This window comes from Planococcus circulans (assembly GCF_020023385.1).
GTDB lineage: Bacteria > Bacillota > Bacilli > Bacillales_A > Planococcaceae > Planococcus.
Genome location: NZ_JAIQCL010000015.1, coordinates 36790 through 51273 on the forward strand (window position 1 = coordinate 36790; position 14484 = coordinate 51273).

Below are 14484 nucleotides of genomic sequence, written 5' to 3' on the forward strand. Positions count from 1 at the left end.
TTATTCTAATGGTTCTACCTGTATCATTCTTCACAGCAACATTACAATTGGGTAACAAAACATGTTGATTCGGCGTCAAAACCATTCATTCCTCTGTAATATTGGGCCATAAAACCTACCAAAATAAAAAAAGACCCACTAATTAAAGTGGGTCAAAACAGGTCTTTTCCAGTAGTCTTATTTTATTTTTGAGCCGTTTGGAAGCTTTTCGGCGACTGATGCCAATGTTAGGTAACCGTCTTTTTCGCCGGCCAGAATCATTCCCTGAGAAAGCTCGCCACGCAATTTCACGGGTTTCAGGTTTGCTACTACGACCACTTTTTTGCCGACCAGTTCCGCCGGTTTGTAATGTTCCGCAATTCCAGATACCACCTGGCGCTTTTCGTAGCCCATATCCAACTGCAGTTTCAACAGTTTTGAGGTTTTCGGCACTGCTTCACATTCTGTTACTGTCGCTACACGCAAATCCACTTTCGAAAAGTCTTCAATCGCAATTTCCGGCACATCCGGAACTTCTACGACCGTAGGCTCTTCTACAGCCGGAGCTGCAGTGCCACGCATTTGATCACGGATATATGCTACTTCCGGTTCTACTTCGAGGCGCGGGAAGATCGGCGTCCCTTTGGACACTACTTGAGTGCCTGCCGGAATTTTACCGAAGCCTTGCAACGTATCCCAAGCAAGAAAGTCTTCTGAGAGACCCAGTTGTTCAACAATCTGTTTTGGAGCGTTCGGCAGGAATGGTTGCAGCATAACCGCAGTCATACGAAGACTTTCCGCCAAATGGGCCATGACAGAAGCCAATTGCTCTTTCTCAGCTTCATCTTTCGCCAGTACCCATGGCTGTGTTTCGTCGATATATTTATTGGTTCTTGAAATCAATGCCCATACTTCGCTTAAGACAATGCTGAATTGCATTCTCTCCATATGCTGCTCATAGACTTCCACTGTTTGGGCAGCTACCCGCTGAAGCGGACCGTCGAATGCAGTCAGCAATCCATTGATTTGCGGAACTGCGCCGTCGAAGTATTTATTGATCATTGAGACTGTACGATTCAATAAGTTTCCGAGATCATTGGCCAAATCAAAATTGGTGCGTTCGACAAATGATTCCGGTGAAAAGACGCCGTCAGATCCAAATGGCAATTCACGTAACAGGAAATAACGGGTTGCATCCAATCCGTATCGCTCAACCAGCATTTCCGGATAAACAACATTGCCTTTTGATTTCGACATTTTGCCATCTTTCATCATGATGAAGCCGTGGGCAAAAACTTTCTTCGGCAATGGCAGATCCAAAGCCATCAGGAAAATCGGCCAGTAGATCGTGTGGAAACGGACAATGTCTTTGCCGACCACGTGGACATCCGCCGGCCAGTATTTATTGAACAAGCTGTCATCATTTGAACCGTAGCCAAGTGAAGTAATGTAATTCGACAAAGCATCGACCCATACATAGATGACATGCTTCGGATCTCCAGGAACCGGAATTCCCCAGTCAAAAGAAGTCCGTGAAACCGACAGGTCCTCTAATCCGGGTTTGATGAAATTATTGATCATTTCGTTTTTACGCGACTCAGGCTCAATAAACTCTACATTATTTTCGTAATACTCCAACAGGCGGCCTGCGTATTTTTTCATATTGAAGAAATACGATTCTTCTTTCACTTTATGGACTGGACGTCCGCAATCCGGGCAATTGCCGTCATCCAATTGGTTTTCCGTAAAGAATGATTCACAAGGCGTGCAATACCAGCCTTCATATTCGCCTTTATAGATATCGCCATTGTCGAGGAAGGTTTTGAAAATCCGTTCCACACCTTCTTTATGACGCTTTTCTGTGGTGCGAATGAAGTCATCGTAAGTAATATCCATTGTTGACCATACTTGTTTAGCTGCTAAAGCCATCTCATCCACAAATTCCTGTGGTGCTTTTCCAGCTTCTTTCGCTTTTTCTTCAATTTTTTGGCCATGTTCATCCATTCCAGTCAAAAACCGGACATCAAATCCACGCAAACGCTTATAGCGGACCATCGCATCAGAAGCAACTGTTGTATAAGCCGTTCCAATATGGAATTTTCCGCTTGGATAGTAAATCGGTGTGGTTAAATAAAACGTTTCTTTTTTAGCAGTCACGAAAAATTCCTCCAGTTTTTTTGTATAGTTCTTATTTTAACGAAGTCCCCTATTTTGTACAATCTTTCAATTCGACAATGACATTTAAAATAACGATTCGACATTATTTAAGCATATTTAAAATGGATTTTTTTTACTTTTATTTAAAATTTGTCAATCCAATGGCATTCTTTATTCAAAATCAAAGAAAATTACCACTAGTTATAAAATTTCATTATGATTTCGATAGTTTTTTATTGACCAAATTGCCAGTAGTTGGTATGATTTATGACAGGAAGTGGTAAATGTCGAATTTTGGCGAATACACCCGATAAAATAAAAGGAGGACTATCATTATGAAATCGACAGGTATTGTTCGGAAAGTGGATGAATTAGGACGTGTGGTAATTCCAATTGAATTGCGACGGACTTTGGGAATCGCAGAAAAAGACGCATTGGAAATTTACGTGGATGACGATAAAATTATTTTGAAAAAATATTTACCGAATATGACATGTGCAGTTACAGGCGAAGTATCAGACGACAACATGCAATTGGTTGGCGGCAAATTGATCTTGAGCTCTGAAGGCGCAGAAATGCTGGTAAAAGAAATCCAAAACAACTTAAAGAAGTAATGTAGAAAAACCAGGATGCCGAGGCTTCCTGGTTTTTTAATGTCTACTGATATAGTTTTTCGTTTGGGACGTCTCCACTTTTTTTCATTGTCTAGCTTCAGCGCCCAGCTCTTTAGGTCCTAAGCCGACTCAGCTGTGCGGCTGAAACATGCCGCTTCGCCGATCTGTCTTATGCCCGGCAGAGCTACATGGGCGCTTCCGCTTTTCTTATTGTCCAGCTTCAGCAGCCAGCCTCTCGAGTCGCTTCAGCCTTACCTGCAATGGCAAAGTACGCCATTACCGGCAAGGCTTCCAGCGCTTGTCGAGGCTTAACGGCTGCTTCCGCTTTTCCTAAGTATGATAAGCCTGATAGACTTCTCTCTTGGACAACTGGCGTTCGATTGCGGCTTCTTTGATGGCTTCTTTGGATGTCAGGTTTTTGGTTTCCATGAGCTGATCTACATGTTCTTCGATGGACAGCTGTTCCCACCACTTTACATTTCCGACGGGTTCCGGATTGGCATTGCCTTCCAGCACCAGACAAAATTCTCCACGGATTTCATTTTCTTCGGCCCAGACCACAGCTTCTTCAACCGTCCCTCTCAGAAACTCTTCGAATTTCTTTGTCACTTCCCGTGCCAAGGTAATTCTCCGCTCATCTCCGACCGCTTTTTGAATGCTCTTCAAGCTTTCTTTCAGCCGGTGGGGCGCTTCGTAAAAGATAAGCGTTTCTTCTTTCTGCCCCAAAATTTCAAGCTCTGCGAGGCGATCTTTTTTATTACGGGACAGGAATCCGTAAAATAGGAACGGCTGTGGTGAAATTCCAGAAGCGATCAGCGCACTGAGTGCCGCATTAGCGCCAGGAATCGGGACAACCGGAAAGTTTTCCGCAACTGCCCGTTTAACGATGTCTTCACCGGGATCGGAAATACATGGCATGCCGGCGTCGCTGACCAGAGCGACAGACTTGCCCTCCTCCAGGTAGGACAAAATCTTAAAGCCCCCACTTTCCTGATTGTGTTCATGGTAACTGACCAATTTGGTCTGGATATCAAAATAATTGCAGAGGTTTTTCGTGTTGCGTGTATCTTCTGCGGCAATAATATCCACTTCTTTTAAAATACGCAACGCGCGAATCGTCATATCTTCCAGGTTGCCGATGGGTGTGGCCACCAGGTACAAGGTGGCTTGCTTATGCTGGAAACTTTTTTGGGATTTCATTTGCCGTTCTCCTTTCCTTCAGCAATATAACGGATTTTTTGAGCCTTCGTTAATTGCTTGAAGGCATATTCCGCTTTCATCGCTGCCGGTTTCGTATCATAGCATTCATGATGAATGAGCTTGGACGGCCCTTTAGCGCGTGTGTATTTTGCGCCTTTTCCGGCGTTATGTGCAGCCAGCCGCTTTTCAAGATCGTTGGTATAACCCGCATAATATGACTCGTCAGCGCATTCCAAGACATAAAAATAATGGTCACTGGCTGCCATATAATAACTCCCGCACTTCTTCGGTATATTCCCCATCTTCTCCATAGACAATCAATGGCGGCAGGATCTTCAAATCCGGTTTCCCGTCTTTGATGCCCTCAACCAATAAGGTATTCGCTTCTTTTCCAGCTTTCGGATAAACCAGGCGAATCCGTTTCGGTTCCAGACGGTTGGCACGCATCGCTGCAATCAAATCGATCAAGCGGCCGGAACGATGGACAAACGCTGCCTTTCCGCCTTGCTTCAATAGTTGGCTAGCCGATAAGACCGCCTCATCCAATGTCAGATGCAGCTCGTGCCGCGCGATAGCCATGTGTTCACTGATGTTTTTGTCGCTCATCTCATGCGCCGGAAAATAAGGTGGGTTGCAGGTCACCACATCGTATTTTTCAAACCCCAGCTGTGCCGGCATGTTTTTGACATCGCCTTCGATGATGTCGATCTGCTGCTCAAGGCCGTTGTATTCCACGCTGCGCCGTGCCATATGTGCAAGACGTTCCTGCAACTCTACCCCAATGATCTGCGACTCCGTACGGGCACTTAAAAACAGCGGAATCGCTCCGTTGCCTGTGCATAGGTCTACAATTGTTCCCCGCTTCAGCGGAACATAGGCAAAGCGGGCCAACAGCACCGCATCCAATGAAAAGGAAAACACCGATGGACTTTGAATGATCCGCAGGTCTTCCGCCAATAAATAATCAAGTCTTTCGTCATCCACTAACATCTGTTCAACTCCCAGCATAACAAAAGGCTGCCGCCACACGGAGTGTCGGAAGCCTTTCTCTTTATCATTTTACCAGCGGGCAGCACTGCCGCCGCTTACGCTTTTCTTGTCCAGCTCCAGCGGCCTGCTCCTCGGGTCGTAAGCCACTCTGGCTATGCGGCTGCAAAAACGCCGCTTCGCCAAATCGTCTTACGCCGGTCGGAGCAGTGCGGCCGCTTCCGCTTTTCAATTCTGCTTATTCAGGAATGACAAACAGAACAGGCAATCGTCACCTTTTCGGGAACTGCCGAAATGTACATTGCACACATGATAGCCTTCATGATACAGACGGGCTAAATTATCGTAGCCTTCGCCGATATCCATCACAGCTTTTTTCAATTTCACCGGATCCACAGCTGCCACTTCCGGCACTGCTTGATGGAATTCATCCAAGCGCGAACGCAAATGATGATTCTCCAGTTGCAGCGCATGGTGTTCTTCCATTGTCCGGGCCACTACAGCTTTTAGTTCGCTGAATTGTTCCTGCATGGATTGGAGTTGCTGTTCAAACTCCATGACCGTGTCCAAAAAATTCTTTTCCTTCACCTAAACCACCTCACGCTCTCGTTCCTTGGCCCATTATCTCATCTAATGTATATTCAAGTGTCTGTTCCTGCTCAGATAAGCGAACTTTCAACACCCGCTCTAAAATATTCATGCCTACTACGCGGCCGTCACCGTCCGGCGTCGTTACGCGTGTTCCAATATCCGGCATTTCCTTTTTCGCTGTTTCGTATTCGTCATTCTCATATTTTAAGCAGCACATCAACCGGCCGCATAAACCTGAAATTTTCGAAGGATTCAACGATAGGTTTTGATCTTTTGCCATTTTGATCGAAACCGGCTCAAAATCACCCAAAAATGTCGAACAACAGAGCATCCGGCCACAAGGACCGATACCACCGAGCATTTTAGCTTCATCACGAACACCTATTTGGCGAAGTTCAATGCGTGTACGGAAAATGGAAGCCAAGTCTTTGACCAAGTTCCGGAAATCCACACGGCCTTCCGCTGTAAAGTAAAAAATGACTTTATTGCGGTCGAAAGTGTATTCAACATCAACCAGTTTCATGTCCAATCGATGCTCTTCAATTTTGCCGGTGCCCAGTTCAAAAGCACGGCTTGCTTCCAGACGGTTTTCTTCCACCTGGTGACGATCGCGGTCAGAAGCTACTCTTACCACCTGTTTTAAAGGCAAGACCACGTCGTTTTCTCCAACGGTTTTCGTCGGTACGACCACTTTTCCGTATTCTATGCCTCGTGCCGTTTCCACAATGACATAATCGTCTTTTTCAATCCCTAATTCACCTGGATCAAAATAATATATTTTACCCGCTTTCTTGAAGCGGACACCTATCACATTATACAATTGCTACCCCTCCTGCAGATTCAGCATTAACTGCTCCATCAACAGCGTCCGGTTCATATTGCGCGGCAATTGTTGTTTGGCCTGTAAAACGGCCTGCAACTGCTTGGACAATACCGTAAAGGAACGCCGGAGAGCCATCTGCTTCCAAGTTTCTTCCATGTCTGGATATGTTCGTGCAGTTTCAAGACCTGCTTTTACCGAAGCAATGTCCCGATATGCAAATAATAACATGTCCAGACCTCTTTCGGCATCTTCTTTTTCTTTAAATAATGGCAGCCATTCCGCCTGGAGCATCAAAAGCGCCTCGTGAACATTGCTGTCAGCCACTTCCACCAGTTTCAGCACTGTTTTTCTGGCTTGGGCAAATTGTTCATCCTGACTCAAAGCAATTGCTTCTTCTTCGCTTTGTGTCAGCATACTGACGGTTGCAGCCATCGATTCTGTCATTCCATCAGCTGTCAACTTCTCCATCAGCTTCGGTCGTGATAAAGGTCGGAACGACACCAATTGGCAGCGGGAACGGATTGTGCTCATCAGTGCATTAAGCCGCTCAGTCAACAGGATGGCTGTCACGTTAAACTCCGGCTCTTCCAAAAACTTCAGCAAAGCATTGGCAGAAGAATTATTCATGCGGTCCGCCTGCTCAATCACGTATATTTTACGGCCTGTATTCAGCCCGGTTTTATTCAACTTGAAAATCAATTCACGGATTTGATCAATTTTAATGTTTTGGCCATCCGGTTCGATGAACAAAACATTTGTATGATTGCCGGAATTATAAAGCTGACAGCTTCGACATGTTTCACATGGAACATTTTCTAGGGGTGATTCACATAGCAGCAGCTTGACGAAGAAATGAGTGATTTCCTTTTTCCCCGAGCCTGCAGGGCCTTCAAACAGGTAAGCATGTGCCAACCGGTCTTTCGCATAGGCACCCTGCAGCCGCTTCATCACCACTGGCTGCATTTCCAAAAATTCATCCGTCGTTTTTTGCATAAGTTTCACCTTCAGACTTTGTAAAAAATCCCGTGTTCCGATTGGAGCACGGGTATTATTTATGGTACTGGCCGATATGCGGCCGTATAATTTATCGTGGGAAATCCATTGGGCTCTCCTATTGTTTAGAAATGATGGAACTGTTCAATCGGCAGGACAAAAATAGTCGCTCCGCCCACTTCAACTTCAACAGGATAGGGAATATACGAGTCAGCATTGCCACCCATCGGTGATACAGGTGCCACCATCTGTTCACGAGATCGGCAATTTTCACGAATCAGGTCCAATAACTTCGGTACAAGTTCATCTTCTACACCGATTAAAAAGGTCGTGTTCCCTGAGCGCAAAAACCCTCCTGTACTGGCAAGCTTTGTAGCCCGGAAATCATTTTTCGTTAACGCGTTGGATAATCGGTTACTGTCTTGGTCCTGTACAACTGCTACTACGAGTTTCATCAGCACTCACTCCTTTTTATCTTTCTTCTATATAAGTATAACATGAAGAAAGATATACGCTGCATATCTTTCCAGCTCAATGCCAAAAAAGAAACGGCTAAAAAAAACAGCTGACCTTAGGAAGGATCAACTGCTGCTTGCCGTTCTTCTATGAATCGTGCGGCTGTTTCCAACGCGTCTGCGAAAACAGTATCCAGCTCATTCTCTGCATTGATCAGGCGAATTCGTTCTGGGTTTTGGCTCAACAGCAAGAGATACCCTTCTCTTACTTTATAGTGGAACTTCATTGATTCCACATCCAACCGATTGATTTCCCGATCTGCATCCTTTTCAATCCGTGCCAATCCCACTTTCGGATTAACATCAAAATAAAGGGTCAGGTCCGGCATATAATCGTCGATGGCGAATTTATTGATGGCGAAAATCTCTTCCATCCCCAGCCCGCGCGCGTATCCTTGATAAGCCAAGCTGGAGTCGATGTAACGATCGCATAAGACGATGCTTCCAGCTTCGAGTGCCGGAATGATCTTTTCAACCAAATGCTGTCTTCTTGCTGCAGCATACAACAACGCTTCTGTTCGGGCATCCATTGCTGTGTTTTCCCGGTTCAAGATCACGCCGCGGATTTGTTCCGCGATATCGATACCGCCTGGCTCTCTCGTGCAGACAACAGAAAATCCTTTTTCCTCTAACGCATCTGCCAGCATCTTCAGAACCGTCGACTTGCCCGATCCTTCTCCGCCTTCCAGATTGATCAAATAACTCATTTTACTGCTCACCTTATTCCATGAAATTAATCATATTCTACTGTTTCAAACTCTTTATACTATACACGAAATGGCTCATATTTTACAGTGACCTGTAAAAAAACCGTTCCTCCCCCTGTGAAAATGAACGGCTCCTGCTTATTCCTCGTCTTCTGCTACTTGATAAGCCCGCCGAAACAATTCCATTTGGCTATCTATTGCCAGCTCGTCATTTTTCCGTGGCACGTAGTGGTAAACGCCATCTGCATCCTGCTCTCTGGCTTTCACATTATCGGCAAGACCCAGCTCCAATATGCTCTTAACCTGTTCTTTGATAGCTTCGTCAACAATCGGAAATAGGATTTCAATGCGGTTATTCAAATTCCGGGTCATCATATCCGCTGATGACAGGAAAGTCTTTCCTTTTCCGTTATGGTTGAAGAAGTAAACCCGGCTATGCTCCAGCAGACTGCCAACGATGCTCCGTACCCGGATGTTTTCACTCACCTCTGAAATTCCTGGCCGCAGACAACAGATGCCTCTGACAATCAAGTCCACTTTCACTCCTGCATTCGATGCCTCATATAATTTCATGATAATGATTTTATCCGTCAACGAGTTCATCTTTGCAACGATTCGGCCATTGCCATGCTTTTTCTGAAAACGGATTTCGGTATCAATCAGGTCAATGATATCAGTACGGATGGTAAAAGGTGCCACCGACAGGTAATGGAACTTCGGCTTTTCAGTATAGCCGCTCAAGTAATTGAAAAAGTTGGTCGCATCAATGCCAAACTGCCTTTTCGAAGTGAATAAGCTCATATCCGTATAGATTTTAGCTGTCTGGTCATTGTAATTGCCCGTTCCCAAATGCACAAAACGTTCGATCTTATCCTCTTTTTTCCGCACCACCAAAGTGATTTTGCTGTGCGTCTTCAGATGGGTCATCCCATAAATAACATGGCATCCAGCCTTCTCCAGCTCTTTTGCCCATTGGACATTGTTTTCTTCATCGAATCGGGCCTTCAGTTCAACCAGCACCGTTACTTGTTTGCCGTTTTCAGCGGCTCTTTTCAATGCTTTAATCACCGGAGAATCGCCACTGACCCGATAGAGGGTCTGCTTGATGGCAAGCACATCAGGATCATCCGCTGCTTCTGAAATGAACTGGACAACCGGCTCAAATGACTCGTAGGGATGATGAAGGAAGACGTCCTGTTCGCTGACTTTCTGAAAAATCTGCTTGCCCGTCTCCATACCGACCGGCAATTGCGATACTTTCCCTTCAAAGACCAAATGCTCCCAAACCGGCGCCATCTTTTTATAAAAGTTGAAAAAGACTGTCAGATCCAAAAACCCTTCGATCGCATAGACATCTTTCTTGTGAACCTCCAGCTCTTCAGTCAAGTAATCCAAAATAGTCGGATCAAACCCGGGCTGCTGGATTTCCAGGCGCACAGCCGCTCCCCACTTCCGCTTGCGGAGCTCTTCTTCGATTTCCTTCAGCAAATCACGCGCGCCTTCTTCATGGATCGTCATGTCGGCATTGCGGGTAATCCGGAAAACCGATGTTGAAATCACCTTGAAGCCATGGAAAAGCTTACGAATGAAGAAGCTGATGACGTCTTCCAGTAAAATCAGCTTGTGGCTGCCTTTTTTCGATTCCAGACGGACAAAGCGATCAAGCACAGACGGAACCTGGACAATCGCAATTTTCTGCCCTTCTTCCACTTGATCCTCTTGGTCTTCCAGCACCACTGCTAAATTGATGCTTTTATTCAGCAGCATCGGAAAAGGCCGATACGCATCGATAGCCATCGGCGTCAGTACCGGAAAAATATGGTCTTCAAAATGCTGCTCCATAACATCCAATTGATCCGCACTCAAGTCTGCCATCTTTACAAACTCCACATTTTCCTTTTGGAGCTTCGGCAACAAATTCTTCTGCAGCGTCTCATACTGCAGATCCACCAATCGATGGGTCTTCATGGCAATTTCATTCAACTGCTGCTTCGGGGTCATCCCAGCTTTGTTTTCGGGTTTGGTAAACCCGACTTTCACTTGATCTTGCAACCCTGCTACACGGACCATAAAAAATTCGTCCAAATTGGAGCTAAAAATCGCCAAAAACTTAAACCGCTCCAACAGAGGATTTCGTTTATCAAGTGCTTCCTGAAGAACACGTTCATTAAAAGCAAGCCAACTCAATTCACGGTTATTGTAATATGCGGGATCCCTGAGTTCTATGTTCTTCTTTTTCACTGTCTCCAATTTCGACTCCACCTTTTACTTATAATCCATTCTCTTTATCGTACCATTCTCCATCTTTTTAAAAAGCAGGAGATAGCCTTCGCAATGTAAATTATTTGTAAAACTTAAAATCAATCGTTTTCTTCAGCTGTTTCTCCAAATGCTTCTTCTGCTTTTCCACCTGGTATTGTTCCGGCTCCCAGTCTTCACGGCATTGGACAGAAAACACAAGTTTATCATCCTTCTCTTCCAATTCGATATTCTCGACAATGTCACGCTTCGTAGCATTTAAACTATACGACAGCTTAATAACGGCTCCTAGCAGGCTGAATTTTGACAGCTCATCTTTAGTGAACCAATCTTCATAAAGATTGACGTTCCGTTTGAACACTTCCTTGTTTTTAAATGAAGCCATCAACGCGACAATAATCCGCTCTTTATGCAATAGGCCATCAATCGTCCGATTGCCTAATAGATAGAAGGTATGCTGGTGGCTCGATTCCGAATCGATATAGCTCCCTAAGTTATATAGGGCGCTGCTCAGTTTCAGGCGTTTAGTATCCAGCTCTTCCAAGGACAGTAATCCGATCTCTTCTAGTTTTTTTGAAATCAGCATTGCGCTGTTAGTGACATGAAACGCGTGGGTCAAATTGATGTCATAGTCGATGGCCAGTTCATGGAAACTCTCTTCCACGACATTAGGAAATACCGCTAAATCAAAATCCTTGGTCGTCTCTTCATAAAAAAAGCCATCTCTCAAGCCTTTTCGGCTGAGTGCAAATTCCTTCGTATCAATCAATTCCATCAAATAGTGAAACACTTCCACAGCAGGAATGATGATATCCGCTCGGTCCTTCGACAAGCCTTCAAGCCGTTGAAGCTCCGAAAAATCCAGGGATTTCAACAAATCATTGATTTCTTCTACATCATTTCTGCTCATCATGTATTGATGGATTCCCGACAACGGATATTCGATATGCTCCTGATGAACCTGGGCCATGTTCCGCGCACTTCCCCCGATGCCGATCAACGGCAGACGTTTATCGGCCAGCCATTCCAGCTGATTGAACTGCTCTTTCAAAAATGACCGCAGCTCACGCAATTCTCCTTTGGTCGGTATATCTCCCTCGATAAACTGCTGTTTTAAAGATAAAGCACCGAACGGGAAACTATAGAAGAAAATCAGCTGACGATCGTTGAAATACGTAAGCTCTGTACTACCCCCACCGATATCGACTGTGATGCCGCTGGCGAATGGAGTCGAATTGACGACCGCCAAGTATCCATAATTCGCTTCTTCAAATTCGGTAAGGATCCGGATGGTAAAGTCCGTCTCTTTCTCTACCGCTGCCATAATATCATCCTGATTTACTGCTTGGCGTACAGCAGCTGTGGCGACGCATTGAATATCCTTCAATTGATGGTGCCGGGTGACTTCCTGGAAACTCTTCAACGTCTTGACGAGTATATCGATGCCGTCCTGCTCCAGCACATTATCTTCATTCAAGTAATTCCGGAGACGGGCTACGGCCTTGACGTTTTCACTTTCAGTAAAACGCCCACTTTTATCCCGTGTATAGATGACCAGCCGGATGGTATTCGAACCGATATCAATGATTGCGTATTTTTCCTGATCCATGAAAATCCCCCACATTCTGTTCCATTTAATGATGTTACAGTATACCCTCATTACGCATTACTTATTCTACGTTGTCACCTGTTGAAGTACCGGCAACTGTTTGGACTCCAGCTGATGGTCCCCTTGTATTTGCGTATCTGAGGCAATGTAATTCATCAACTCTTCCACTTTAGCCAATGTCCATTTTTCACCAGCCACCACAAGCGGAATGCCGGGCGGATACGGAATCACCATCCCAGCCGCGATCCGTCCAATAACCTGGGTATGAGAAATCCATTCGTGATCCGACAGATCGATTTCTTCAAAAGACAATTCGGGTACCGTCACCTCTGATGTTTTTTTTATTTGAAGCTTCATGTCTTTTCTTGTTTCCCCTTCAAGCATCGCTACCGCTTCTTTCAAGCGGCTGCGGATTTCGGCAAACGGATACGCATGCCATTGCTTCAATAGAGGCAAGATCAACAGCACTTGAAAAAAATCAGCCAATTCAACTTCAATCCCTACTTGCTCTAGCTTCTCCTTAAGCTGATACCCACTATGATGGTCGACCCTCAACATGATTTTCAGCGGATCATCGGATTCCATCACAGCCAAACGGGGAATCATCCGCAGGCTGCTGAGAAAACGTTCCCGCTTTTCCATGAACATCCGGACATCAGGCTGGGAATAGTTTTGAAGATACGAACGTGCATCATCCAAAGAAGCCAATATCAGATAAGACGGACTGCTCGATTGGAACATCTGCAAGTATTTCCGGATTTTTGCCACGTTCACGCGACTACTGCCGATATGGAGAAACGATCCCATCGTCATCGCTGGCAAGGTCTTATGCGCTGACTGCACCACGACATCCGCACCCAAAGCCAAAGACGACACAGGGAACGGAGACCCTACCTGGAAATGAGCTCCATGCGCTTCATCCACCAAAACCGCCATCTCATTGTCATGGCACAAAGAAATGATGTCAGCAAGTTCCCGGGAAGCCATGCCATAATAATTGGGATAAGTCAGTATCACTGCTTTAGCTTCAGGATATGCCTCTATTGCCTCTTCTATTGCCTTGAGAGATACAGCCGCGGCTGTCATGGATTCCTCATCCCATTGCGGTGAAACGTAAACAGGGCGCACATGTGCAAGTTCCAGCGCATGGAAAATCGATTTATGGGAATTCCGCTGAACAATGACCGTCTCCCCTTCTCTGCAAGCGGCATGAACCATCGCCAGATTCCCTACAGTCGAACCATTGACCAATAGAAAACTTTCTTTCGCACCGTAAGCCTCCGCCAATAAAAGCTGTGCATCTTTAATCGCTTCTTCCGGATAATGAAGATCGTCCAGACCTGTCAGTTCCGTCAAATCATAATGGAGTGCCGATTGGATTTCTTTCGGCAATCCTGACAAAATACCATGCTTATGCCCAGGTACATGAAAAGAGATGGGCTGTCTGTTTTGAAATTGTATTAATGCATCCACAATCGGACGTCGTTGCGTCATAAATTTCCATCCTCACATTGATTGATTAACTTCATTATAACAAGTTCGGCAGAGCGAGGCGGAAACGAACTTGAAAGCTGAAAAAATCCTGTGTTGCCATGCTGCAGATTTTTCCCAAACAAAAAAGCCGCTACCGGAATCGGTAACGACTTCTTTCAACTGCCCAGCGACGTCTTACTCTCACAGGGGGAAACCCCCAACTACCATCAGCGCAAAAGAGCTTAACTGCCGTGTTCGGGATGGGAACGGGTGTGGCCTCTTTGCCATCATCACTGGACTATTTGGTTGATTGCTTGTTGAATCAATAAGATTATTAAGATATAAAAAATAAAAAACAGACCAGCGACGTCCTACTCTCACAGGGGGAGACCCCCAACTACCATCGGCGCAAAAGAGCTTAACTGCCGTGTTCGGGATGGGAACGGGTGTGGCCTCTTTGCCATCATCACTGGACTATTTGGTTGATTGCTTGTTGAATCAATAAGATTATTAAGATATAAAAAATAAAAAACAGACCAGCGACGTCCTACTCTCACAGGGGGAGACCCCCAACTAC

13 protein-coding genes and 2 rRNA genes are annotated in these 14484 nt (G+C 45.4%); 1 reads left to right on the forward strand and 14 read right to left on the reverse strand.

Annotated elements, in window-relative coordinates; genetic code table 11:
* Nucleotides 1-177: 177 nt before the first annotated feature.
* Nucleotides 178-2136: a methionine--tRNA ligase gene (metG, locus tag K8U60_RS17915; RefSeq protein ID WP_223643288.1), complete on the reverse strand. Its 1959-nt coding sequence runs from the start codon at nt 2134-2136 to the stop codon at nt 178-180.
* 335 nt (nt 2137-2471) lie between these two features.
* Here metG and K8U60_RS17920 point away from each other — a divergent pair, with 335 nt between their 5' ends.
* On the forward strand, nt 2472-2750 hold the full coding sequence (locus tag K8U60_RS17920) for an AbrB/MazE/SpoVT family DNA-binding domain-containing protein (RefSeq protein ID WP_142830607.1): 279 nt from the start codon (nt 2472-2474) through the stop codon (nt 2748-2750).
* A 330-nt stretch (nt 2751-3080) separates the two neighbouring features.
* Here the strand turns inward: K8U60_RS17920 and rsmI are convergent, their stop codons facing one another.
* From rsmI to rrf (K8U60_RS17985), 13 genes are all read right to left on the reverse strand, one after another.
* Nucleotides 3081-3950 carry a 16S rRNA (cytidine(1402)-2'-O)-methyltransferase gene (gene rsmI, locus K8U60_RS17925; RefSeq protein WP_223643290.1) on the reverse strand — a complete coding sequence of 290 codons (870 nt, stop codon included), beginning with the start codon at nt 3948-3950 and terminating at the stop codon, nt 3081-3083.
* A complete protein-coding gene (locus K8U60_RS17930; protein ID WP_223643292.1) occupies nt 3947-4216 on the reverse strand; it encodes a GIY-YIG nuclease family protein in 270 nt (89 codons plus the stop codon). The genes rsmI and K8U60_RS17930 overlap by 4 nt, the downstream gene beginning before the upstream one ends.
* The gene (locus tag K8U60_RS17935; protein WP_223643294.1) at nt 4203-4940 is read right to left on the reverse strand and encodes a tRNA1(Val) (adenine(37)-N6)-methyltransferase; all 738 of its coding nucleotides are present in this window, start codon (nt 4938-4940) and stop codon (nt 4203-4205) included. The genes K8U60_RS17930 and K8U60_RS17935 overlap by 14 nt, the downstream gene beginning before the upstream one ends.
* A gap of 225 nt (nt 4941-5165) precedes the next feature.
* A complete protein-coding gene (gene yabA, locus K8U60_RS17940; RefSeq protein ID WP_223643296.1) occupies nt 5166-5525 on the reverse strand; it encodes a DNA replication initiation control protein YabA in 360 nt (119 codons plus the stop codon).
* 10 nt (nt 5526-5535) lie between these two features.
* Nucleotides 5536-6348 carry a PSP1 domain-containing protein gene (locus tag K8U60_RS17945; protein WP_223643298.1) on the reverse strand — a complete coding sequence of 271 codons (813 nt, stop codon included), beginning with the start codon at nt 6346-6348 and terminating at the stop codon, nt 5536-5538.
* A gap of 3 nt (nt 6349-6351) precedes the next feature.
* Nucleotides 6352-7344, reverse strand: coding sequence for a DNA polymerase III subunit delta' (gene holB, locus K8U60_RS17950; RefSeq protein WP_223643300.1), 993 nt, complete (start codon nt 7342-7344; stop codon nt 6352-6354).
* 125 nt (nt 7345-7469) lie between these two features.
* Complete coding sequence (locus K8U60_RS17955; RefSeq protein WP_146559492.1) at nt 7470-7799, reverse strand: cyclic-di-AMP receptor; 330 nt, start codon at nt 7797-7799, stop codon at nt 7470-7472.
* A gap of 116 nt (nt 7800-7915) precedes the next feature.
* Nucleotides 7916-8566 (reverse strand): dTMP kinase, encoded by a 651-nt coding sequence (gene tmk / locus K8U60_RS17960; protein WP_223643302.1) that lies wholly within the window; start codon nt 8564-8566, stop codon nt 7916-7918.
* 138 nt (nt 8567-8704) lie between these two features.
* Nucleotides 8705-10816, reverse strand: a complete 2112-nt coding sequence (locus K8U60_RS17965) for an RNA degradosome polyphosphate kinase (RefSeq protein ID WP_223643304.1) — start codon at nt 10814-10816, stop codon at nt 8705-8707.
* A 91-nt stretch (nt 10817-10907) separates the two neighbouring features.
* Nucleotides 10908-12434: an exopolyphosphatase gene (gene ppx, locus K8U60_RS17970; RefSeq protein ID WP_223643306.1), complete on the reverse strand. Its 1527-nt coding sequence runs from the start codon at nt 12432-12434 to the stop codon at nt 10908-10910.
* Nucleotides 12435-12500: 66 nt separating this feature from the next.
* On the reverse strand, nt 12501-13928 hold the full coding sequence (locus K8U60_RS17975; protein ID WP_223643308.1) for an aminotransferase class I/II-fold pyridoxal phosphate-dependent enzyme: 1428 nt from the start codon (nt 13926-13928) through the stop codon (nt 12501-12503).
* Between the two features lie 161 nt (nt 13929-14089).
* Nucleotides 14090-14205, reverse strand: a 5S ribosomal RNA gene (gene rrf / locus K8U60_RS17980).
* A gap of 60 nt (nt 14206-14265) precedes the next feature.
* Nucleotides 14266-14381, reverse strand: a 5S ribosomal RNA gene (rrf, locus tag K8U60_RS17985).
* Nucleotides 14382-14484 lie beyond the last annotated feature (103 nt).

Coding starts and splice junctions, on each gene's coding strand:
- rsmI (WP_223643290.1), bottom strand. CDS start 3,950: ATGAAATCCCAAAAAAGTTTCCAGCATAAGCAAGCCACCTTGTACCTG.
- K8U60_RS17930 (WP_223643292.1), bottom strand. CDS start 4,216: ATGGCAGCCAGTGACCATTATTTTTATGTCTTGGAATGCGCTGACGAG.
- holB (WP_223643300.1), bottom strand. CDS start 7,344: ATGCAAAAAACGACGGATGAATTTTTGGAAATGCAGCCAGTGGTGATG.
- ppx (WP_223643306.1), bottom strand. CDS start 12,434: ATGGATCAGGAAAAATACGCAATCATTGATATCGGTTCGAATACCATC.
- K8U60_RS17955 (WP_146559492.1), bottom strand. CDS start 7,799: ATGAAACTCGTAGTAGCAGTTGTACAGGACCAAGACAGTAACCGATTA.
- K8U60_RS17975 (WP_223643308.1), bottom strand. CDS start 13,928: ATGACGCAACGACGTCCGATTGTGGATGCATTAATACAATTTCAAAAC.
- K8U60_RS17920 (WP_142830607.1), top strand. CDS start 2,472: ATGAAATCGACAGGTATTGTTCGGAAAGTGGATGAATTAGGACGTGTG.
- tmk (WP_223643302.1), bottom strand. CDS start 8,566: ATGAGTTATTTGATCAATCTGGAAGGCGGAGAAGGATCGGGCAAGTCG.
- K8U60_RS17935 (WP_223643294.1), bottom strand. CDS start 4,940: ATGTTAGTGGATGACGAAAGACTTGATTATTTATTGGCGGAAGACCTG.